This window comes from Metabacillus sp. GQ13 (genome assembly GCF_059758525.1).
Genome location: NZ_JCAXET010000002.1, coordinates 372,967 through 394,233, shown reverse-complemented (window position 1 = coordinate 394,233; position 21,267 = coordinate 372,967). Strand labels below are relative to the sequence as shown.

The 21,267-nt window shown below is 35.3% G+C and carries 16 protein-coding genes; 5 read left to right on the top strand and 11 right to left on the bottom strand.

From position 1 onward, the window contains the following. Positions 1 to 58: 58 nt before the first annotated feature. The 3 genes from AC6CHR_RS03890 to AC6CHR_RS03880 all read right to left on the bottom strand — a co-directional run bounded on the left by AC6CHR_RS03890 (position 59) and on the right by AC6CHR_RS03880 (position 3,677). Positions 59 to 1,366, bottom strand: a complete 1,308-nt coding sequence (locus AC6CHR_RS03890; RefSeq protein ID WP_498247173.1) for an extracellular solute-binding protein — start codon at positions 1,364 to 1,366, stop codon at positions 59 to 61. Between the two features lie 195 nt (positions 1,367 to 1,561). Next, a complete protein-coding gene (locus AC6CHR_RS03885; RefSeq protein ID WP_498247172.1) occupies positions 1,562 to 2,566 on the bottom strand; it encodes a LacI family DNA-binding transcriptional regulator in 1,005 nt (334 codons plus the stop codon). 295 nt (positions 2,567 to 2,861) lie between these two features. Continuing rightward, positions 2,862 to 3,677, bottom strand: coding sequence for a rhamnogalacturonan acetylesterase (locus AC6CHR_RS03880; protein ID WP_498247171.1), 816 nt, complete (start codon positions 3,675 to 3,677; stop codon positions 2,862 to 2,864). Between the two features lie 271 nt (positions 3,678 to 3,948). On the opposite strand from AC6CHR_RS03880, the gene AC6CHR_RS03875 reads away from it, so the two are divergent. The 4 genes from AC6CHR_RS03875 (at position 3,949) to AC6CHR_RS03860 (ending at position 8,680) form a co-directional block, all read left to right on the top strand. Continuing rightward, entirely contained in the window at positions 3,949 to 4,995 is a 1,047-nt protein-coding gene (locus AC6CHR_RS03875; protein ID WP_498247170.1) for a LacI family DNA-binding transcriptional regulator, read from the top strand. 107 nt (positions 4,996 to 5,102) lie between these two features. Then, the gene (locus AC6CHR_RS03870; RefSeq protein ID WP_498247169.1) at positions 5,103 to 6,263 is read left to right on the top strand and encodes a Gfo/Idh/MocA family protein; all 1,161 of its coding nucleotides are present in this window, start codon (positions 5,103 to 5,105) and stop codon (positions 6,261 to 6,263) included. Positions 6,264 to 6,664: 401 nt separating this feature from the next. Next, complete coding sequence (locus AC6CHR_RS03865) at positions 6,665 to 7,399, top strand: ThuA domain-containing protein (RefSeq protein WP_498247168.1); 735 nt, start codon at positions 6,665 to 6,667, stop codon at positions 7,397 to 7,399. 180 nt (positions 7,400 to 7,579) lie between these two features. Next, positions 7,580 to 8,680, top strand: a complete 1,101-nt coding sequence (locus AC6CHR_RS03860; protein WP_498247167.1) for a Gfo/Idh/MocA family protein — start codon at positions 7,580 to 7,582, stop codon at positions 8,678 to 8,680. A gap of 356 nt (positions 8,681 to 9,036) precedes the next feature. On the opposite strand, the gene AC6CHR_RS03855 is transcribed toward AC6CHR_RS03860, so the two are convergent. From AC6CHR_RS03855 to AC6CHR_RS03845, 3 genes are all read right to left on the bottom strand, one after another. After that, a complete protein-coding gene (locus tag AC6CHR_RS03855; protein ID WP_498247166.1) occupies positions 9,037 to 10,071 on the bottom strand; it encodes a SepM family pheromone-processing serine protease in 1,035 nt (344 codons plus the stop codon). Positions 10,072 to 10,252: 181 nt separating this feature from the next. Further along, entirely contained in the window at positions 10,253 to 13,009 is a 2,757-nt protein-coding gene (locus AC6CHR_RS03850; protein WP_498247165.1) for a GTPase domain-containing protein, read from the bottom strand. Positions 13,010 to 13,462: 453 nt separating this feature from the next. Then, the gene (locus AC6CHR_RS03845; RefSeq protein WP_498247164.1) at positions 13,463 to 13,948 is read right to left on the bottom strand and encodes a hypothetical protein; all 486 of its coding nucleotides are present in this window, start codon (positions 13,946 to 13,948) and stop codon (positions 13,463 to 13,465) included. A 414-nt stretch (positions 13,949 to 14,362) separates the two neighbouring features. Between AC6CHR_RS03845 and AC6CHR_RS03840 the strand changes: the two genes are divergently transcribed. Further along, a complete protein-coding gene (locus AC6CHR_RS03840) occupies positions 14,363 to 14,824 on the top strand; it encodes a CotY/CotZ family spore coat protein (RefSeq protein WP_498247163.1) in 462 nt (153 codons plus the stop codon). An 89-nt stretch (positions 14,825 to 14,913) separates the two neighbouring features. On the opposite strand, the gene AC6CHR_RS03835 is transcribed toward AC6CHR_RS03840, so the two are convergent. The 5 genes from AC6CHR_RS03835 to AC6CHR_RS03815 form a co-directional block, all read right to left on the bottom strand. After that, positions 14,914 to 16,725 (bottom strand): methyl-accepting chemotaxis protein, encoded by a 1,812-nt coding sequence (locus AC6CHR_RS03835; RefSeq protein WP_498247162.1) that lies wholly within the window; start codon positions 16,723 to 16,725, stop codon positions 14,914 to 14,916. A 143-nt stretch (positions 16,726 to 16,868) separates the two neighbouring features. Beyond that, positions 16,869 to 18,218, bottom strand: coding sequence for a GH1 family beta-glucosidase (locus AC6CHR_RS03830; protein WP_498247161.1), 1,350 nt, complete (start codon positions 18,216 to 18,218; stop codon positions 16,869 to 16,871). A 186-nt stretch (positions 18,219 to 18,404) separates the two neighbouring features. After that, positions 18,405 to 19,430, bottom strand: a complete 1,026-nt coding sequence (locus tag AC6CHR_RS03825) for a LacI family DNA-binding transcriptional regulator (RefSeq protein WP_498247160.1) — start codon at positions 19,428 to 19,430, stop codon at positions 18,405 to 18,407. Positions 19,431 to 19,528: 98 nt separating this feature from the next. Next, positions 19,529 to 20,368, bottom strand: coding sequence for a carbohydrate ABC transporter permease (locus AC6CHR_RS03820; protein ID WP_498247159.1), 840 nt, complete (start codon positions 20,366 to 20,368; stop codon positions 19,529 to 19,531). Further along, positions 20,368 to 21,246, bottom strand: coding sequence for a carbohydrate ABC transporter permease (locus tag AC6CHR_RS03815; RefSeq protein WP_498247199.1), 879 nt, complete (start codon positions 21,244 to 21,246; stop codon positions 20,368 to 20,370). Before AC6CHR_RS03815 ends, AC6CHR_RS03820 begins: the two co-directional genes overlap by 1 nt. Positions 21,247 to 21,267 lie beyond the last annotated feature (21 nt).

Genomic DNA, 21,267 nt, shown 5'->3' with positions numbered 1-21,267 from the left:
TACCTTCATCATAGATAGATAGTTAAATGAGGGAAGCTTTCCTTCCCCCTTTATATATTTACTCTAATTCCTCTTTTGCTTTCGCTTCCATCGACTGTGCTGCCTCTTCAGGTGTCATATCTAACCCGAAGATTGCCTGGGTTGTATCCTTATGCAATTCTGCAAGTTCTGGTGGCAGTGTTTGATCATATGGCATCTGTAAATGAGTTGCATTTTTTACAACATCGTAAAACCGTTTTGTAAATTCATCTGCTGGCACAATATCCTTAACTGCTGTAAGTGTACCTGTACGGTCAGTATAGTTTTGCGCTGTTTCTGTGCTAGTTAACTCATTAATCAAGTCAATCGCTAGTTCAGACTGTTCGCTTGATTTTGATACAGACCATACTGGACCAGTTGCAGCACCCACATGTGTTTGATCTCCTTTTCCACCTGGAACAGTTGGGAATAAGAAGAAATCAAGTTTTTCTTCAAACTCAGGCTTTTCCTGTCTCACGTTATTCAAGAAGGATATTGTCATATCCATCATGGCAGCTTGACCAGAATAGAGTAATTGTCTTCCTTGTCCCTCATCATAAGGAACTCCATTAAATCCAGGATTGAATGCATCCTTTTCAACTAACTCCTGAAGATACTCACCAGCTTGAACGTATGCAGGATCATCGAAGCTTCTTCCTTCTCGATTTAAGGCACTTTCAAATAACTCAGGTCCAGCAATTCGACTTGCAAAGTTCATTAAGAAATATGCACCTGGCCATTTTGTTTGATTTGCTAAGGCAATTGGAATTACATCATTTTCATTTAATGTATCTATAACTGTTAACCAATCTTCATAAGTCTTTGGTGCTGTTAAGTCAAACTTATCAAAAATTTCTTTATTATAAAAAACAACATCAATCGATAAACTTAAAGGAAGGCCATATACTTTTTCATCATACGTTGAATTATCAAGGGCAAGCTCATTAAAATGTGTTTTATCTGTTACATCAGTAAGATCTAAAATTTTATCCTCATCAGCAAAGTTTTTCAGCCATCCACCGCCCCAACTGTGAAAAACATCTGGAGCTTCGTCCCCGGACATCGCAACCGAAAGCTTTTGTTTATAAGCATCATTTGGAACTTGAAGAGTTTTCACTTCAACATCTGGATGTTTTTCCTTAAATCGATCAACGGCTTCTAAATAAACTTTCTCTTTTTCACCTGTATCAATGTACCAGTATTCTAGTACCTTCTTCTCATCACCAGACGTTACCTTGTCATCCTTAGTTTCTCCAGATGATTGATTGGATGAACTTCCTCCATTTAGTCCACATGCAGCCAAAAATAAGATAGAAAAAATACTCAAAATTGAAATTAACTTCTTCATCTTCATCCCCCTGATTCTTAGTTAATTGTTGCTTTCTTAGTATTTGTTTTTTCTAGTTGAGTCACAAACGTGAATAGTAATTACCCTTTTAAAATGTAATCGATTTCAAAAAATCCAACAAAACTGTCGATTTAAGTAGGGATCACCTCCTTGTAATGTAATCGATTACAATAAATGTCGCAAAACAGTAGTTAGTTACTGCTTTACAATATCACCACATGATTCTCGAACAATTAACTCACTATCTAAAATATATTGTGTTTTGTCTAGAGGCACCCCTTTAATTTGCTGCATGAGTAGTTTCATTGAAAGCTGCCCCATTTTATACAACGGTTGTGAAATTGTCGTTAATGATGGTTCGAAAATAGATGAAAAACTGATATTATCAAAACCAACAACTGCTATCTCATCAGGTACTTGTATTCCATGTTCTTTAGCTGCCTTTACCACTCCCATAGCCATTTCATCATTAGCTGAAAAAATAGCAGATGGTGGGTTTTCCATTGCTAGAAACTTCATCATCTGGTTATATCCTGATTCTAAAGAAAAGTCCCCTTCTTGAACAAGTAAACTATCAATCTCTAAATCATTATGTATCATTGCCTGTTGATATCCTTTGTAACGATCCCTTGAGCTCGAAAATTCAATAGGACCAGAAATATGCGCAATTCTTGTGTGTCCTAGTTTGATTAAATGTTCAACAGCTCGGCGGCTACTACTAATATTATCAATTGAAACAGTAGGTACCTTTAATCCATCAATATATGCTGTTGTAAGAACGATTGGGTAGTTTTCACTTAAATCAAGCAGTACTTGTGACTCCATCTTTGCTGAAAACAAAATCATACCATCTGTTTGTTTTTGTTTTAAGAGCTCAATTAATCCAAATTCATTTTCTACATTATTATTTGTATTCGCCAAAAGAACTCGATATCCATTTCCTGCTGCTTCCGCTTCAATCCCTTCAATAATACCTGAAAAAACAGTATTCAAGATATTAGGTACTACTACAAGAATGGTATTGGTTTCATTTCTACGTAAATTACGTGCTAGGATATTTGGTTGATAATTAAGTTCCTGAATGACATCGAGCACTTTCTTTCTAGTAGTTTCTTTTACTGTCTCAGGATTTCGCAAAACCCTTGAAACAGTAGCAGATGAGACATTTGCTACCTTCGCCACATCAATCATTTTTACCATGTTTACTATACTCCCTCTTGATGACTATCCATTATGTCATTCAATTACAATGTAACCGATTACATTTATAAGTATAAAACGGTCTATTTTAAATTGCAATACTATTATGATAATTAGTCCTATCGTCATATATATTGAGTTTTTTTAAATGAAATGGAAAGCCCCCATTACTATGGGGGCTTTCTTGTTTTTCATATAGGAAGTATCAGGGGAGATACTGTCACTGTTTTAATACCCCTTCTACCGACATGTAAACCTTAACTCAAAAAAATTTTGTTTCTACTTGATTTGTCACTTACTTAGAGTGTTTATATTCTAAATCTTTCACATACGATGATAGAGTATTATCAAGTTCCTTAACTCCATTTGTCACCAAACGGGCCATTTGTTTGGCACCGTACTCTTGAAAATGGGTATCATCGTTTACCCCTTCTGGAAATGCTTTATATTCACCTGGTTTTGTATGTAGGAACATTGATAACGTCCCACCTGGACCTTTTTTGTCATATAGAGCAACACTCATCGAACTTAAATCAATTAAAGCTACATCCATTTCTTCAGCAACTTCCTTCATTCCTTGCACATAGTTAGGAAAACTGATCGTGAATTTTTCTGTTTCTTCTATATATTCTCGACGTCCCATCGGTGTAATAAGTATTGGTGTTGCCCCATGCATTCGAGCACCAGTAATATATTTCTCTAAATACTGTTTATACTCTGGAACTGTTGTATATAAATCTGATCGGTGTTTTTTTGCATCGTTATGACCAAATTGTATGAGTAGGTAATCATTTGATTCTATTTTACTTAATATCTGATCTAATCTGCCTTCATTAATGAATGACTTTGAGCTTCTTCCACTTATTGCATAATTTTTAAAACGTATGTCTAAGTTGAAGTTCCCAGGTATCATTTGTCCCCAACCTGCTTTTGGTTTCCACCGTTCATCATATGTCTGGACGGTTGAATCCCCTGCTATAAAAACAGTTGGATGTGAACCCGAAGAATGAACTGAAAGCTCATTAGAACCTGTTGGCACCATTACCACAATAAGTAAAACCATTAAAAAGATTGCTAAATACAATCCCCATTTCTTCTCGCTACTATTCATGTTTCTGCTTACAACCCTTCATTTCATGTTTCTGTTACATTACATTGAGATCTTTACATAGTTTAACCTAGAAAACATCATCAATTCATATTACGCCTACCTTATTATAAAAATAAGAACGGAAAAAATAAAGAACGTATTTACCTATCTTTTAAGATGATCAATTAAATTATAGTGAGTATGAAACTTTTTGAAAAGAGCCTAAATTATTGAATTTTCAATTGACAACGCATTCAAAACAAGAGAAAATGTACGCGTGTACATATTTTGAATGGAGGTGAATACATTAGCTAATAGGAAAGATGTTGCGAAATTGGCTGGAGTTTCAGAAGCTACAGTTTCCCGAGTTTTTAATAACATTGGTCCATTACGTGAGGAAACAAAACAAAAGGTAATAAGTGCAGCAGAAGAGTTAAATTATCTACCAAATGCAATTGCCCAAAGCTTTGCACGAGGGAAAAGCAATAATATTGGGGTGATTGTTCCTTATTTGCCGAAAGTTAATTTGATGTCTACACACTATTTTTCAGAGCTAGTAAGTGGCATTGGTGCAAAGCTTGGAGATATGGGATACGGTTTACTCTTGCTATTCCAATCGCCCAATGAGCCAAGAGACTATGTTCAACTTTTTCGCTCCCAAAGGGTTGATGGATGTCTCATTCTCGGATCTAAGAATATCCCTGGTGAAATTGAAGCACTAGGACAACTCCATCAATTGAATTTACCTTATTGTCTACTTAACCAGACCTTTACCGAAGCTTCCTTTCATTCTATTGATGCAGATCATTTTAGTGGTAGTTTAACAGCCGTTAAATCACTATTAAATAAGGGGCATGAAAAAGTTATCTTTTTAAATGGACCACATGAATTTTCTAATAGCACGGAACGTTTGCAGGGATATATGGAAGCTCTTATTCAAGCAGGTAAGGAACCAAAAGAAGAATTCATTTTTCGAGGAAACTACAGCAGGAAAAGTGGTTTTCAAGTTGCTAATGTTATTGCCCCTTTACTAAAGGATATTCATGCTGTTTATGCTGCAAATGATCGAATGGCTATAGGGTTGATGCAGGCCTTGAATATACAGGGCTTTCAAGCTGGGCGTGACTATGCATTAATCGGGTATGATGATTCAGAAATAACTAGAATGACATCTCCACCACTTAGTACAGTTAAAGTACCACTTTTCGAAATGGGTTATTTAGCAGCCGAAAGAGTTATCCAACTCATATCTAATGATTATGAAACCGATAACAGTGTCATCAGCGAACGACTAGCCGTGAAGTTTATGGAAAGAGCGTCTTCTACTACTTTACGATAAGTAAATTCATGAGAAAAGGATTAGCAAAATAATTAGTTAGAGAGTTAATGAAAACCCAAGTCTTTGAGAATGCTACAAAAAAATAATACTAGAAATGGGGATAATTAATGGAATCAATCAAAGTTGGTATGATCGGGTACAAATTTATGGGTAAAGCACATAGTCATGCTTATCGAGACCTTCCTCTCTTTTTCCCAAATACATTAATCCCTGAGATGAAAGTAATTTGTGGTCGAAATCCTAATGCTGTAGCTGAAGCCGCAAAACAATTTGGGTGGGAAGAATATACGACTGACTGGAAACATCTCCTTCAAAGAGAAGACATTGATCTAATTGATATAAATGCACCAAGTGACGTACATAAAGAAATTACAATTGCTGCAGCACAAGCAGGCAAGCATATTTTCTGCGAAAAACCGTTAGCGCTTACACTAGAGGACTCAAGAGAAATGCTTGAAGTCGTTGAAGCTGCAGGAGTAAAACATATGGTTGGCTTTAATTACCGCTTCGCTCCTGCCGTCATGCTAGCAAAAAAACTTATTGATGAGGGTAAATTAGGAGATATTTATCATTTCCGTGGTTGGTTTTTACAGGATTGGCTTGTTGACCCTAACTTCCCACTAGCATGGAGATTACAAAAGGAAATTGCAGGATCTGGTTCTCATGGAGATTTAGGAGCGCATCTTATTGATATGTCTCACTATCTAATTGGTGACATAGATGAGGTTATAGGAATGAGTGATACATTTATTAAAGAACGACCGATCCCTACAAATATGACAGGACTATCTGCAACTGGTAGTGAAAATGCAGAAAAGGGTGAAGTGACAGTAGATGATGCAACTTTATTTTTAGCACGTTTTCAAAATGGTGCCTTAGGTAGTTTTGAAGCAACACGATACGCTTCTGGACATCGCTGTACGAACTCTTTTGAAATAAACGGTAGTAAAGGTAGTGTCAAATTCGACTTTGAAAGAATGAATGAATTACAGGTTTATTTTAATGATGATCGTGATGATGTCCAAGGATTCCGTCGAGTGCTTGCAACCGATCCAGCTCATGCCTTTGCAGAAAATTGGTGGCCTCCAGGACATACTATCGGTTATGAGCACACATTCATTCATGAAATGGTTGAGCTAATGGAAGCTTTCCGTGAAGATCGTCAGCCTGTACCAAATTTCCGCGATGGCGTTAAATGTCAAGAAGTTTTGGAAGCGGTTGATTTATCAATAGCAAAACGACAGTGGATTAAAATATCTGATGTTTAAGAAGGCTCTTTTCTAAAAGTTTGTTGCTCTAGTACGTATAAAAATCGGCTTTTGGATTTTTATGATCTAAATTGAAGTGATCTCTAGAGGTATATCAGAGTAATTTAACGAAAAGAGCACGAAGATATACTGAATTCGTAACGATTTACTTATTACGAAAAACAACAATCTGTGCGAAAACAGCATTTAAGAAAGATAAAGCATAAGGCGATCCGGCTGGAGGGTTGTGTTGCTCTTGAGCTTTCTGTATGGATGGGCTTATGCCTTAGGAAAATAAAGTTTAGTTTTTTTCCACCGAGCCGATCACGACTGGGGCTAGATACTAAACTAATAAAAACATATAACCTTCACTAAAACAGTTAATCTACTATTTATCTCATTATAAAAAGGAGTGTCTTAAAATGAATAAACAAGCATTGATTGTATGGGGTGGCTGGGATGGTCATGAGCCAGAGCAAATCGCAAATATTTTTAAAGGAATTCTGGAGGAAGAAAACTTCAACGTCGAGGTTTCTCATTCACTTGAAGCCTATTCAGACCCTGAGAAGCTTAAATCTTTAGATTTAATCGTTCCTCACTGGACAATGGGTGAGATCGAGAAGAAGTATGTTTTGAATATTACGGAAGCTGTTATGAACGGTGTAGGATTGGCTGGTTGTCACGGTGGTATGTGTGACTCCTTCCGAAACAACGTTGACTGGCAATTTATGACTGGTGGAAATTGGGTTGCACATCCCGGTAATGACGGAGTTGAATATATGGTGAATATAAAACATTCAACAAGTCCTCTATTAGAAGGATTCTCAGATTTTAAAGTAATGAGTGAGCAATATTATCTTCATGTTGACCCAGCAGTAGAAGTGTTAGCAACGACACGTTTCCCGGTAGTTGATGGTCCACATGCTGCAAACAAAGCTGTTGATATGCCTGTCGTTTGGACAAAACGTTGGGGCAAAGGAAATGTATTTTATAATGCTTTAGGACATCAAGCAAATATTATCTCGATGCCTGAGGTTTCACTTATGATGCGTCGTGGATTCTTATGGGCAGCAGATGGAAAAACTCGTGCGGAAAAATTGGCAATCGCTAGTAATGAACATGACCGTGTCTACTCAGGTATGGGAGATAGTCAATAAAGAACGTCGTAATATAGGGTGAACAAGAAAGAAACAAATAAAATTTGTTAAAAACTTAATAGAATGACATTATTCAAGCCGCTTGAGATGAAGATAGCTGCTATTAAACTTATATTCATTAACAACTACTACTTACGCTAAAACATGCGATTAACTCAGTGAAAACAGGAGGATTCCACTTTGAAAAAACTTAAAATTGGTATCGTAGGTTGTGGAAATATTAGTTCAATCTACATGGAAAATTGCAGAAACTTTGATCATCTAGAACTTGTTGCATGTGCTGATTTAGATGAACAGCGTGCACAAGCTCAAGCAACGAAATATGGCTTACCTAAAGCCTGTTCAGTACAAGAGCTACTTGAAGATTCTGAAATTGAATTAATCATTAATCTAACCATTCCAAAAGCACATGCAACTGTTTGTATCCAAGCACTTGAAGCCGGAAAGCATGTCTACACAGAAAAACCGCTTGCTGTTTCTCGTGAAGAAGGTCAACAAATTCTAGAAACGGCAAAAAAACATAATCTCTTAGTTGGAAGTGCACCTGATACCTTTTTAGGTGCTGGTATTCAAACAGCAATCCATCTAATCGAACAAGGAGAGATTGGTCAACCGATCGGTGCATCTGCATTCATGATCAATCGTGGTCATGAACATTGGCATCCAGACCCTGGCTTTTATTATGACATTGGTGGTGGTCCAATGTTTGATATGGGACCCTATTACTTAACTGCTCTAGTATCACTACTAGGACCAATCGATCGTATAGCTGGTAGTACACGCATAAGCTACTCAGAAAGAACTGTCACAAGCGAACCAAAGAAAGGCACGAAGATACCAGTCTCTACCCCTACGCATATATCAGGAATCATAGATTTCTCATCAGGAGCAATTGGGACAATTACAACTAGCTTTGATGCTTTCGGCGGGACAACTCTTCCACCTATGGAAATCTACGGAAGCGAAGGTACTTTACTTGTTCCGGATCCAAATACATTTGGAGGTCCTGTCCGCATTAGAAAACGTGATGAAAAGGAATTTATCGAGGTTCCACTATCATATGGTTACGCCCAAAATAGTAGAGGCTTGGGCGTTGCAGATATGGCAAAATCAATTTTAAATGGAAGCAGTACTTACCGGGCAAACGGAGAATTAACCTACCATGTTCTAGAAGCAATGCATGCCTTCCATGATTCATCCGACAATCATGCACATTATAAAATGAAAAGCACATGTGCAAAACCTGAACCTCTTTCTGTTGAACAAGATGTTTCGAAATAATCTGATGCGTACGGCGAATGTTTACAAATTAAATTTCTATTTGTCTTTACTATAGTTGGTAATAGCGTTCAAAGATGATTCTTTGAACGCTATTTTATGGATTAAATTATTTAAGAATGAGTAATGATTTGTTGCGTGGATGTGGATTGACCCCCGTTTTTCGAAGTATTAATCCACCTGTTAATCATCTAAATAGAATTCACCACACTCTATTGCAACAAACGCAGAAAAACCTCCTTTACAGAGGTTTTCTGATTTTTCATATAGGTTGTATCTGGGGGATACGGTATTCTATTTTTTACCCAACATTTTAAATTACTAAACGTATTTTTTCACTTTTAAATGATCTAAACTCTCTATTTATTCACTTTTACATTTTTTAAATAATCAATTGCTTCTGCTAGCGTAGCAACTGGAACAACATCTATGTGATAATTATTTTCTTTGACTTCTGACTTAACACTTTTCTCATTCATATCAATGGCAGTTATGTCTTTGGGAGTAAAAAAGACATCTGCACCTTCTTTATGAGCTGCAGTAATTTTATGTTCAATTCCACCAATTTGACCGACATTACCGTTATGGTCAATCGTCCCAGTTCCCGCAATTTTAAACCCTTTTGTCAAATCTTCTGGTGTCAGTTGATTATAGATTTCTAATGAAAACATAAGTCCTGCGGATGGACCACCGATATCTTCACTATTAATTTTAACCTCTTTTGAAACCTTAGCAGTGAATCCTTCATCAGGGGAAATTCCGATCCCTACCCTATTTGAAGAGTCATCCAAGGAAATCATTTCAACTTCTCTCACTATTTCTATATCGTCACGTTTAATTGTTAAATTTACAGTGTCACCAACCATTTTATTTTCTTCTATGTAGGAGATAAAATCGGCAACTTCTGTCATTTTTTCCCCGTCAATACTAGTAATCAAGTCACCTACGTTTAGTAACTTTTTTGCCGGCGAATCAGGTAAAATTGATCTGACAAAAATTCCATGATAGTCAATATCCACAGATTCACCTGCTTCACTAAAACCCGCAACTAATGCATTCTGTTGTGAATCCTTCATCATGAAATTTAATAAGGTTGTATATTCTTTATCAGATAAATCACCTTTTACATCTTCTGTCTTCATTATTTCTGTGTGGGGTGCTATTAGTCCGTAGGCTAATATATAAGGATTGACAGCTTTTACGGATAAAACAGTCGTTAAATTAAAGCTACCCTGTTCATTTTTATGTCCACCTTTCACAGTAACCTTTGGCTCCAGATCCTCAATCGGACCTGGTTGATAAAGATAAAATGGAGTTGGAATAAAGGCCAAAATCACCAAGATCAATAATCCAATCATCATTCGTTTCATAATAGGTTGATAATCTTTTCTCATCTATAGTTAGTCTCCTTGATCAAGTCATCTACAATTTACCCCAATTATACTCTTTAAGATTAAAAAATAGTATTTTAAGATGTTTTCACCAAACTGCGCAAAAATGATATAGCCGTATCTATAAAAAAAAGACTGAACTTTCACAAGAGATTTTATCTCCCGTAAAAATTCAGCCCTTCTCCTATCGGCTACGACTATATTCCTTTTTTGCTTGAAGAATAAATTCCTGCTGAAGTAAATTCACCTCAAATAATTTCAAAGGATCATAAAATACTTCAGGGCTCGCTTTCATATCGCTTAACCCCTGCTTTTCATTTTCAATAATCGTTTCCGTTTCAAGAATTGTATGATTTACTTCTAGAATAGGGTCATTAAAGAATGATGAAATATCTTGTTTTATACCCTTTTCAAATAATTCAAAAGGAAGGAATAATTTGGTTGAAATTGAACTCGTAACTTCGTTATACGATTCATTATCTATATATTTTTTATATTGGTTCACGAGCATTTGCTTATTTTGATTCACGGCACCAAATAGTTTACCTGCACTTTTTAACAATAGTTGTGCCGGTTTGTTTTTAAGCATAATATTTTCTTTTTCATAATGAATTCTTCCTGTCATCCGCTGAATATCTCGACGCCAATCTTCTAAAATTGTAAACTCACAATTTAGAAAGAGTTTTTCTCGTTGGTAGATTTCATTAAAACTATCCTTCATCTCTAATAAATAGGATTGGCTGTCTAACAATTCATCATTGGATAGTAAGATCCAATTTTCTAATCGGTCACATACTGTAGGGAGCAAATTTTGTTCAATATACTCTTGTACTTTAACATTCATGCTTTCATTTAAAGTAATATGAATTTGTTTAAAATCACTATCCTCTTTAATAAGTTCTGAACTCTCTTTTATTAGCTTAGGAATTGTTAACTTAAGTTCTTCTTTGCTCTCTTTGATCAGTTGTCTGTATGCTGTTAAAATAGCTACTGCTTTTTCTTGGTTAAGATCAGATAATTTATGTTTAAATCCATTTAGACGTCCTAATAGCTCTTCATTCCATTGAATCGAGTCAACTAAACCTTTTTCCATCTCTACTCGTTTCTGAAGTAAACTAGTCAGCATCTTACGTATTAAAGTCAATATCTTCGCTGTACGTTTATCTTGTTTTTCCTTCATATTATAAGGGAACTGTGTCGATAAATAAGAATTTAACTTGTTGTATTGCTGACTAAATGGATGTAATGATGAGTATGGTAAGATTTCTGCATCAGAAAAGATCGCTGAAATTTGTGACTTTATTTCTGAAGTACGTTCTTCCGTATCAGCATCACTAGCAACTAAATCTACTTTGTTTAAGATAAAGTGAACCTTTAAGTCTGGTGCAAACTTCTTTATTTGACAAAGAGCATCGTATTCATTTTCTGTAAATGGAGTTGCTCCATCCAGGATGTACAGCAGACCATCCGCTAGAAGCAAGGCATCAAATAATTCATTTCTTTTTTCTTCATTACCATTGATTGGCGGTGTATCAATGACTGCACACTTGTGCTCGTGTAATAGAATACATGGTCGATTAACTTGATAAAGGTTAATATTATCATCTTGCATAGCTTCAACCAATTCACGGTGACTATTGATTGATTGTTGACCAGAATTTGTAATTTGGTTCATTACTATCTCGTCATCATCATGAAGAATCACAAAATCTGAAGTAGTTCCTTTGAAAATTTGGTCACCTAATAATGAATGGATAAATGTAGTTTTACCGCTTCCTGACTTCCCTGCCAGTAAAAAGTGATTTTGAATCTGCGGATTGGTCAGCTCATCTAACCACCACTTTACTTTATAACCAACCTCTATTGAATGATTACCTGCCCACCCACTTATCGTGTTAAAAAGCTGAAGAGCAGTTTCTAAACCACCCTGTCCATTTTCCGCATCAAAAATAATCGATTCTGCTTTATAAATAGCATCAGGGAGAACGGTACCCGGAAAAATTTCATTCCATGCTAGGACAGTGGCTGATGGCAATAAACCATCATCTAGACTGGAGAGCTTTAGCCAATTAGCTAATAAGTTAGGGACAACATCATGAAGGTCATTTAAATAATATGATCCATTTGTTAATTCGAAAAATGAGCGCTCAAATATTTCAACTGTTTGTTCCCAGTGATCATCACTTTCGACATCAACTGAAAAAAACAAATCATTTACTGTTCTTAACCACGGTAAATAGGACTCTTTATTCTTGTAGCTAATCCATAGAGCTTCAATAAATTGCGTAAATTCTGGTTTACTAACTTCATAAAAAGTGAGGAGCGCTTCAGCAAAAAACTCCGGTGGAAACTGGCTAGTATATCCTTCTTTTACATAAGTGATGAGGATTAAAAACCATTCTTCTCGTTCCGTACGAATTGATTCTTTAACTGCAAGCTTAACTGCCTGTTCATAATCATTATTTTCTTCATAAAACTCTCTAGCAATCTTGGTTACGAGAGGATAATCCGGATTGATATGTATTGCGTTACTAATTGTTTTATAAGCATCATCCAGCTTATTTCTTTCATTATAAAGTGAAAATAGACGAAGACTCACTTCTACATTCAAGGTACTATCTTCCACTTCTATAGAAGTATATTTATCCTCAGCTGTTGAAAGAATTCCAAGTTCGTAATAAGCATCTCCTATATTCTTAATTGCCCATGGTTCTAGCTCATTTTTAATGTTTTCCCATTTAAAAATAGCTGCTTCAAAATCCTGATATTGAAAATAAAGTTCCCCTTGCGCAAAACGAATATAGGATAAATCAAAACTATCCTCTTTATTTTGTTCCTCAAAATAGACTTGACCAAGAACTTGGGCAGGTAGTGTCTGATTAGTATTTGTTAAAAAAGTCTCATAAAATGTTTTATGAACTAGCTGGTTTTCATTTATCATATTTTCCTCCCTGCGATCATTACAAACGATTATGTAAACGTAAAACTTATTATAAGAATAAAAGCACAAAAGCCTTTATCAGTCGCTCTCCCTTGCCGTCGGACTGCTGGTGCTTTGATATCACTTGCTTATCCACAGTATAGTAAATTAAAAGTTTCCTAAACACCAAAAAGAAATTTCATTCAAGTTGTGACACACTGATAAAACCCTCAACTCTTATCCCAATCGATCGATATACCAATTATCCTATAAAAAGAAGCTAAAGGGAATGAGTTAATCAAACTCCAACTAAAGCAAATGGTTAGTATATTTAATAAACATTAATGAATGTTTTCCCTAAATAGATCAAAAAAAACCAATTTCCTTCAAATAATAATACGATAAAGGGATTGGTTTTATTAGGGTATATTGGATAAATTATTAAAGATCATTCTATCGAAACCTACTGACGATTTATTTTTTCATTCTCTTTCCACTTTTCTTCCCCCTCTTGAACCAGAATATCAAGGCCCATATTAAATAGCCCAATAACAATCCAGGAATTAACGAAAGAATCGGTAACCAAATCGGTCCCAATAGCACTCCATTTATTTTAAAAACAGTTGAGTACATTAGGCCAACTGTTACAAAATATGCCCCAAAAACAAATGGAAGAAATGAATACGGAGATGATTCCCCTTCTGCATCCTTAAAAGCATCCCACATCGCAAACATATAGACACAGGGATAAAACATTAACCATTGGAAATCTATAATTTGTATGGCTTGCTCAATTTCACCAAGGAAGCTAGCTCTAATTCCTAAATTAAAATGACTGTTTACATTAATAAGGAACTCTAGAAAAATAAAAACTAACCCTTTTACAATTTTTTTATTTAGTAATTGTGCAAATCCTGGAAGTGCAATACTCCATAATAGTGCTTCTGTTTTTGACGTCATATTAATGCTTCCTATTCATTTTATTCTAGTGATGAACCTTTATTTCAATTTACAATACTGTTTTAACGTCTAAACATGTACCTGTTTTTTTAATATTCACATATACAGACAAATCTATTCTATGTATTGCTGAATATAAGAGCAAGTGCACGGTCAGCTCCATATGAACTAGAACACTCCTCAATGGACTAAAGGCAACACGAAGACAGTAATGTTGACATACCTTTTGGAGGAGAGTGAAGTTCACTATGTAAAAATGTGCCTTTAGATTAGGTAAATGCCGGGTACATATCACTATTGTCCCCATAGACTGTTTTATATAAGCTGCGATATTGCATAATTTTTATTCCCCTATATTTTGCGTATGTTTTTACAGGTTCTTAGTATAAATAAATCCAAAAAGGTGGGTTAAAAGTGGTCGAAAACATAAATGAGAGGAATGAATTTTCCAATTCCTGTATTTGGAGGGCACTAGAGAAAATCAAATGTTCACAGGACAAAGCAGAGTACCTTCGTAAGTCATGTAAACTTATTGATCCACCAGCATGTATGACCATTCCATTCATTTTACAAACTAAAAGGGGAGATCCCTTTTTCACATGGGGGAAAATAGGTAATAAAAACTGCTTTGTAACGATCTTTTTTAAGGTAATCAAGTTAGACAGTGTAACAGGGTGTATTACTTTACGTTTGTTACGGCCAAATAAAAGGCTATGGGATGACAGTATAAATAGCATTCGTCCAGGAGAAATTTATGAGGTAGAATTTGTAACAGTAACAGATGAAGGTCTGATAATAAACCCCGCAGACTTTAGCGCCATTAAGTGTTTCGATCCTTTAATTGTCCTAGAGGAGCGAGAAGATACTTCTGAATAGAAATTCTCACACCTCCGAAATGTTTGAGTAAGTAGTTAAATACGGAGGCATGCTATTGATAGTAATGAGTGATTTACAAACTATATACTTTATACTTTAAACCTTTGAACATGACTTTGTAAGTCTAATGCCTTTTGACTTAATGCATCAGAAGATAATGCTATTTCCTCCATTGATGCGTTCTGCTCTTCAGCTGAGGCTGCAACTTCTTCTGAGTTCCCTGCTGTTTGAACCGATATATTAGCGATGTCTTCTACAATTTTTACCATTTGACTTAAACTCGTTTTGACCTGCTCGATAATTATCGTAGCATTTTGAGATTGTGATGCGACTTCTTCTATCATTTGTAAGATTTCATTGAATGTTTCACCTGTTTTATTCACCATTGAAAGTCCTATATCAACAGCACTAGCACCTTTTGCCATCGTGTTAACTGAATTTACAGCTTCTTCTTGAATTTGCGTCACTATGTTTTTAATGTCATTGGCAGCCAGTCCTGATTGCTCTGCAAGCTTGCGCACCTCATTGGCAACAACAGCAAAACCACGTCCTTGTTCACCTGCACGTGATGCTTCTATTGCTGCATTAAGTGCAAGAAGATTCGTTTGATTCGCTATATCAGTAATTAATAATACAATTTGGCCAATTTCTTTTGATTTCTCACCTAAGGAATTGACTGCTTTAGAAGTTAGTTGTACTTTGGTTTGAACATCACTCATTTGAGCGATTGTGTTCGTGACGATTTTTTGCCCTAAGGTTGTGTGTTGATCTGCGATCTCGGTTAAGTCTGCAACTCTGAGGATGACAGAATAGACCTCTTCCATCTCTTTTGAAATTGCCATACCAACTGAGCTTGCATGTGTAGTGCTTGATACTTGATTCTCAGTTCCAGTTGATACCTCTTGAATCGAAATCGAAATCTGTTCTGTTGCCTTCTTTGTTTGATCTGAACTAGCTGAGAGTTCTTCAGATGTAGCTGCAACTAATTGGGAATTCTCAATAACTTTTAAGATCAATGTTTTTAATTTTTCGGACATTACATTAAAATCCGTAGCTAGAGTGCCAATTTCATCCTTGTTTTTTATGATGATTGGTTCGGTGGTTAAATTGCCCTCAGCAACTTGTTTTACACTTCGAGAAATGACTGAGAGCGGACGTGAAATATTTCTAGTTAAGATGATACCCATAATTATTGAAGCTACTAATGCAAAAACAAGCAATACGATTGACAAAGTAATTGTCTCTGAGACAATTTCATTTCCAGCTTCACCTGCTGCACTAGCACGTTTTTGATTTATTTCAACAAGGTCGTTCAAATAACTTTCAACTACTTCAATTTGTTTACGTGAATTTTTAATCATTTCACTTGCAGCTTCTAGTTCAACATTCCTAGATAAAACAAGTACCTCTTCGTGTACCTGCAAATATGAATCCCATTCTATTTGAAAGTTTTTGTAAACCTGCTTCTCCTCATCAGTGAGCGAACCTGATTCATACTTTACAAATAATTTATCTAATTCTTCAAATATTGATTCCAAACGTCCTTCAAAATCATCCATTTCTCCAATCGATTTTGCATTCGCATAGAACAATTGATAGGCTACAACTTGTTCTACATAAAATCGCATTTCCCCTAAATTATGGACAGTAGGAAGCCATACTTCTTCAATTTCTATTGACTTTTTATTTATGTTGCTCATACCATATAATGTATATCCACTAATTCCAGCAATCAATAGAAAAATAATTGCAAAAACATGAAATATCTTTTTTCCAACAGTAACTTTTATGCGATCACTCTTCTTAGTTTCATTCATTTGTTTCCTGTTTTTTCCCTTTATCTTTGAAAATTGATTATTCCGTTTGTCTAGCCCCATTAAAAATGTCTCCCCTATTTCCATTTTACCTACATATAGATGTAACCGCTTTCTTTATAAAGTAAAATAGTACACAAAAAATTGACTTAACTTAATGCAAATTCAAAGACTAAAATCCGAAAGTATCATCCCTTATGAAGATTTATCCTTCATAAGGGATTTATTCCTTAGTAAAACATATCAAACCAGCCATTCTTAATCGTTTGTTTATACCAATAATAGCTATCCTTTTTTGTTCTCTCCAACGTATTGAAATCGACATGGATGATGCCAAATCGTTTGCCGTATCCTTCAGCCCATTCAAAGTTGTCGAGTAATGACCAGGTTAAATAACCTTTTATATTAACACCTGAGTCCATACTTCTTTTCAAAGAAGTTAAATGCTGTTTTAAATAGTCAATCCTGCGTTGATCTTTTACTCTACCGTTTTCTACACCATCATTATAGCAAGCACCATTTTCAGTTATATAAATTGGAATCGAACCATATTGATCCTTTATCTTGGTTAATGCCTTATAAAATCCTTCAGGATAAATATTCCAATCAAAATCAGTTTTTTCATAGCCAATATCGATTTTTTCTAAATCAAATAAATCTTCATCTTTTTTATATCTTCCAACACTACCAGTATAATAATTTATCCCGACAAAATCGATTGGCTGATGAATCGATTCCATATCACCGTCTTCAATAGCAAGTGTTACACCTTTGTTCTCAAACCACTCAACCATAAATTTTGGATAACTACCTTTATAAACTGGATCAAAAAACCATTCAATAAAAAAGCCCATTCCTCTATTACAAGCATCAATATCTTCTTGCTTATCGCTAAAAGGTTCAACCCATTCTAAATTAGGTGCATAACCAATTTCTCCGTCAACACCTAATTCTCTAAAACGAGTTACTGCTTTTCCATGAGCAAGTAATAAATGGTGTGAAATGGTTGTAGCTAGTTGAAGATCTTGATTACCTGGCGCATGTGCACCGATGAAATTAGATAGAAATGCTACACACCAAGGCTCATTGATTGTGATCCATTTTTTTATTTTCCCATTAAATTCCTTAAACATTAGCTCAGCATAATTTGCAAAAGCATCTACCGTAAAACGATTGTTCCATCCATCGTCTTCTTGAAGGGCTTGAGGAAGATCCCAATGATAAAGAGTACACATTGGTTCAATACCATTTTCTAATAAAGCATCCACAAAATTATGGTAGAATTGTAACCCCTCTTGATTTACTTCCCCTGTTCCAGATGGGAAAATACGTGGCCATGACACTGAAAAACGATATACATCTATTCCTAACTCTTTCATTAATTTAATATCCTCTTGATATCGATGGTAGCTATCACAGGCAACATCACCATTATCACCATTTCTCACTTTGCCTGGTGTATGTGAAAATGTGTCCCAAATAGATGGTCCTCGCCCACCTTCATTTGCTGCACCTTCTATTTGATATGCAGCAGTAGCAGCTCCCCATCTCATATCTTTTGGAAATTCTATTATTGCCATAACTTTATCCTCCATCATTTCACTTATCTCTTTTTTGTACCTAAGCAACTAAAGTATGTTATTTTTTCGTACATTCCTTTACTATCCAGATAAGGCTAGCTTCATGCTTTCTTTCGCATATATCTTTTTTACTTGTATCTATTTGGAGGTTACATCAATTAACTATATTCTTTTAGAAAAGTGCCTCTATTTAAAAGCTGCCGTACTACCACAAGATTCTCTTATAATTAATTCTGAATCGATAAATATAGGCTTCAATTGAGGACTATCATTTATTAAATCGTTTAACATATTGGCAGCTAGTTTTCCAAGGCGATCCTTGTCTTGTTTTATAGTTGTTAACGTCGGTGAACTATAACGACATGCATCGATATCATCACAGCCAATTATACGGATATCATGAGGAACACTTAATCCAATTTCTTTAATTGCCCTTATTGCTCCAAATGCCATCAAATCTGAGGCAGCAAAAATGGCTTGTGGATAAGGTTCACTCTTTAGTATTAACTTCATAACCTCATATCCGCTTTCTTCATGAAAATCACCGTACTTTACCCAATCTTGATTAACCTCAAGTCCTAATTGATTCATAGCCTTTAAAAAACCTTGCTCACGAAACATCGCAATGGCCGAATCCCTCTTCCCACCAATAAAACCTATATCTCGTATCGAATGTAAATAGAGGTGTTGTACAACTTTAGTAGCAAGATTAACATTATCAGTCATAACAAAGCTTGATTTTGAACCCGTTATTTCTAAATCGATTCCCATACACGGGATACCGTTATCGACTAGTTCGTAAATAGCATCTTCTATTTCTTCACCAGCAATAATTAGGCATCCGTCTACTTGAAAATGCCTACACCTAGCTAAGTAACTACCATTATCTTGATAAAAACGTTCATTTGAAAACATAATAATATCGTAACCTAACAGACCGATTGCCTTTTTAAATGAAGTAACGACCTCATTAAAAAACGGATGTGTAAAGTCGACATTTACTTTTCCGGCATATATCAAACCAATTAAATTGGACTTTTTAGTAGCTAGTGATTTAGCGGAAAAAGTTGGTTGATAACCTGTCTCACCGATGATATCCATTACTTTTTTCTTCGTTTTATCACTAATACCACTATAGTTATTAATTATTTTTGATACAGTTGCTGGGGATACTCCTGCCATTTTTGCTATGTCTTTTATTGTAAGGTTCATTTTTATCCCATCTACGCCTTCTTAATAAATTTGTTTACCTTCTGTTAGATTACTAATAATTCTAAATTGATTCAATCTTAAGAGAGTGTTTTTACTTATTACTTAACCGCACCTTCAGTAATACTAGAGATAAATAATCTATTAAAGAATAAGAATATGACAATCAATGGTACTGTTGCCCAGAAAACACCTGATAAAATCATACCGAAGTCAACTTTAAATGAAGTACTTAATGAAGCTAACGCTACTTGAATTGTATACATCTCAGGATCTCTTAGGACAGTAAATTGCCATAAGAATTCTCCCCATACTGCAGTAAAGACGATAATACCTAATGTCGCAAATGCAGGTAAAATAATCGGTAGCACGATGCTACGGTAAATTCTAAAGTTAGAGCAACCGTCTAATTTCGCAGCTTCGACTAATTCATCTGGCACTGAACCACTGACATATTGTCTCATTAGGAAGATACCCAATGGATTTAAGAAGGATAAGATCGCAACCCCCTGCAATGTATCTAATAAACCAGCTTTAGATATTAAGTAGTATTGAGGGATGAGTCCTAATTGTGGTGGAATAACCATTGTCAGTAAGATACCCACAAAAAAGATGTTTTTCCCAGGAAATTTAAATTTTGCAAATGCAAATCCCGCCAACGAACTTATTAATAGCACGACAACAGTAACGGACACACAAAGGATGATTGTATTCCACATTGATCCAAAGAAATCAATTTGCTCTAAGACCTTTTGGAAATTTTCAACTAACAAATTACCAGGTGTTATTGTCGGTGGTATAGAGTTATACGCCGTACTAGGTCGAGTCGCCATTACAAACATCCAATAAAATGGAAATAGTGAAAACAATGATGCAACTAATAAAAATATATACATGAATATTTTGCTAAATGAATTCTTTTTCGCACCAACCTCTTGCATTAGATTTTCTCCTTTCTTTTCTTACCATAACCTGCTGTAAGTAATGTATTGATGGCAGAAAATAGAATAATAATAAACAATAAGATGATCGCAGTTGCAGAAGCCGTACCAAATGACTGTAATTTGAAGGCATCACGGTATAAATACATAACAACTGTTAAAGCTTCATCCCTTGTAAAAGCATTATTCCCTAAGAATACAGTTGGTTCTGCAAATAATTGAAGAGCCCCGACCGTGGAGAAAAAGACTGTTAAAATGATAAAAGGCTTTAATAGTGGCATCGTAATATAGATAAGCTGTTGAAATTTATTAGCTCCATCAATCGTTGCCGCTTCATATAAATCATTCGATATACTTTGAATACCAGCAAGATAAATAATCGTATTATATCCAACCCATCTCCAAAACACCATGATGGATATTGCAATTTTTGTACCCCATTCGCTAGATTGCCAGTTTATTGGGTCAAAGCCGAATACCCCCATCATGTAATTAGCTAATGAAGATTCGTGATTACTAAAAATAACACTAAAGATAAGTGCTACTGCTACCATAGATGTAATATAAGGCATGAAGATCGTCACTCTGAAGAAATTTCTAAATCGGAGAAACGATAAGTTTAATAAGAAGGCTAAAATAATCCCTACAACTAATTGAGGTGCCGTACCCATTAACCCTATAACAATCGTGTTATAGATTGATTTCCAAAAAAGAGTATCCGTTAAGACAACAACAAAGTTATCGAGTCCTACAAAGCTCATTGGACTTAATCCATTCCATTTTTGAAATGCTAAATAAATACTGAATAATGCGGGATAAAGTCCAACAACAGCGAAAATGACGAAAAAAGGCGCAATGTACAAATAGCCCGAAATCATATCTTTCTTTTCTTCTGAATA

Excerpts from the sequence above, each read along its gene's own strand:
- AC6CHR_RS03875 (WP_498247170.1), top strand. The coding sequence starts at position 3,949 with ATGGAGGTGAATACATTAGCTAATAGGAAAGATGTTGCGAAATTGGCT.
- AC6CHR_RS03885 (WP_498247172.1), bottom strand. The coding sequence starts at position 2,566 with ATGGTAAAAATGATTGATGTGGCGAAGGTAGCAAATGTCTCATCTGCT.
- AC6CHR_RS03890 (WP_498247173.1), bottom strand. The coding sequence starts at position 1,366 with ATGAAGAAGTTAATTTCAATTTTGAGTATTTTTTCTATCTTATTTTTG.
- AC6CHR_RS03870 (WP_498247169.1), top strand. The coding sequence starts at position 5,103 with ATGGAATCAATCAAAGTTGGTATGATCGGGTACAAATTTATGGGTAAA.
- AC6CHR_RS03865 (WP_498247168.1), top strand. The coding sequence starts at position 6,665 with ATGAATAAACAAGCATTGATTGTATGGGGTGGCTGGGATGGTCATGAG.
- AC6CHR_RS03820 (WP_498247159.1), bottom strand. The coding sequence starts at position 20,368 with ATGCAAGAGGTTGGTGCGAAAAAGAATTCATTTAGCAAAATATTCATG.
- AC6CHR_RS03880 (WP_498247171.1), bottom strand. The coding sequence starts at position 3,677 with ATGAATAGTAGCGAGAAGAAATGGGGATTGTATTTAGCAATCTTTTTA.
- AC6CHR_RS03845 (WP_498247164.1), bottom strand. The coding sequence starts at position 13,948 with ATGACGTCAAAAACAGAAGCACTATTATGGAGTATTGCACTTCCAGGA.
- AC6CHR_RS03850 (WP_498247165.1), bottom strand. The coding sequence starts at position 13,009 with ATGATAAATGAAAACCAGCTAGTTCATAAAACATTTTATGAGACTTTT.
- AC6CHR_RS03835 (WP_498247162.1), bottom strand. The coding sequence starts at position 16,725 with ATGGAAATAGGGGAGACATTTTTAATGGGGCTAGACAAACGGAATAAT.
- AC6CHR_RS03855 (WP_498247166.1), bottom strand. The coding sequence starts at position 10,071 with ATGAGAAAAGATTATCAACCTATTATGAAACGAATGATGATTGGATTA.
- AC6CHR_RS03825 (WP_498247160.1), bottom strand. The coding sequence starts at position 19,430 with ATGAACCTTACAATAAAAGACATAGCAAAAATGGCAGGAGTATCCCCA.
- AC6CHR_RS03815 (WP_498247199.1), bottom strand. The coding sequence starts at position 21,246 with ATGATTTCGGGCTATTTGTACATTGCGCCTTTTTTCGTCATTTTCGCT.
- AC6CHR_RS03830 (WP_498247161.1), bottom strand. The coding sequence starts at position 18,218 with ATGGCAATAATAGAATTTCCAAAAGATATGAGATGGGGAGCTGCTACT.